At 76.6% G+C, this 1,443-nt stretch carries 1 protein-coding gene; it reads left to right on the top strand.

All coding sequences use genetic code 11. The features are described 5' to 3' along the window. Positions 1-215 precede the first annotated feature (215 nt). Positions 216-1,443 (top strand): serine/threonine-protein kinase (locus SZN_RS37075; RefSeq protein WP_244313502.1); only part of this gene is annotated, 1,228 nt, incomplete at its 3' end.

Below are 1,443 nucleotides of genomic sequence, written 5' to 3'. Positions count from 1 at the left end.
CGCCGGACCGCCCGTCGCGCACCGGCCCGCCGGACCGCCCGTCGCGCATCGGCCCGGCGCATCGGCCCGGCGCACCGGCGGGCGACTCCCCGACGAGATCACCCTTCCCGTTACGGAACCGTGGAGGCGGCCCCGTTCACCTCCCCGTTCGCCGCACTATCGTGGGGATGTTGCGTACACGGGGGTTCGCGTTCGGCGGGGTGGGGTGCGTGGGGATGGACAGGCCGGGGGCCGGGGGACCGCAGCGGATCGGGATGTACCGGCTGCTCGCGCGGCTGGGCGCGGGCGGCATGGGCGAGGTCTACCTCGCCCGTTCCGACCGGGGCCGGACCGTCGCGGTGAAGCTCGTACGGCGGGAGCTGGCCGCGCAGGAGGAGTTCCGCGCCCGGTTCCGGCAGGAGGTCCGGGCCGCGCGGCGGGTCGGCGGGTTCTGGACCGCGCCGGTGCTCGACGCGGACACCGAGGCCCCCGTCCCGTGGGTGGCCACCGGGTACGTCGCGGGCCCGAGCCTCCAACAGGTCGTGGGGCACGACCACGGGGCACTGCCCGAGCGGTCGGTGCGCATCCTCGCGGCGGGTCTCGCGCACGCGCTGAAGGACATCCACGCCGCCGGGATGGTGCACCGGGATCTGAAGCCGTCCAACGTCCTCGTCACCATCGACGGCCCCCGCGTCATCGACTTCGGGATCGCCCGCGCGCTGGAGACGGTGGGCGGGAGCGGGCTCACCCGGACCGGGGCGCTCATCGGATCGCCGGGGTTCATGGCGCCCGAGCAGGTGCGCGGGGACCGGATCACGCCCGCGTGCGACGTGTTCTGCCTGGGCTCGGTGCTGGCGTACGCCGCGACCGGCCGGCTGCCGTTCGGCTCCGCGGACAACGGCGCGCACGCCGTGATGTTCCGGATCGCCCAGGAGGAACCCGACCTGGAGGGCATGCCCGAGGAGATCGCCGAGCTGGTGCGGGACTGCCTGCGCAAGACGCCGGGCTCCCGGCCGACGCTGGACCGCGTCCTCGCCCGCATGGGCGCGGAGGACACCGTCTCTGACGGCCGCTCGCGCGACCCCTGGCTCCCCAGCGCCCTGGTGGCCCAACTCGGCCGCCACGCGGTGCGGTTGCTGGACACGGAGTACCCGGAGGACCCGGAGGACCCGGAGGACCCGGTGGGACCGGTGGGACCGGTGGGGCCGGTGGGGCTGGCAGGACCGGTGGGACCAGTGGGATCGGGGATGCCAGTGGGGTCGGCGGGAGCTGTGGGGGCTGGCGGTTCTGGGGAGGCGGGTGCGCCGCGGGCGGGCGCCGGGTCCGCGGCGGTGCGCGGGCCGGGAGCGCAGGACGGGACGCCCGAGCCGGGCCCGGGGCCGTCCGGCCCGGCCGCGCCGGGGTCCTTCGTCTCCGGCCCCTTCGTCTCCGGTCCCCTCGCCTCCGGCCCGCTTGCGTCCGGTC

This window comes from Streptomyces zinciresistens K42 (assembly GCF_000225525.1).
Classification (GTDB): Bacteria; Actinomycetota; Actinomycetes; order Streptomycetales; family Streptomycetaceae; genus Streptomyces; species Streptomyces zinciresistens.
Note: the sequence above shows the minus strand (reverse complement) of the source record. Positions and strands in the feature narration are given on the sequence as shown.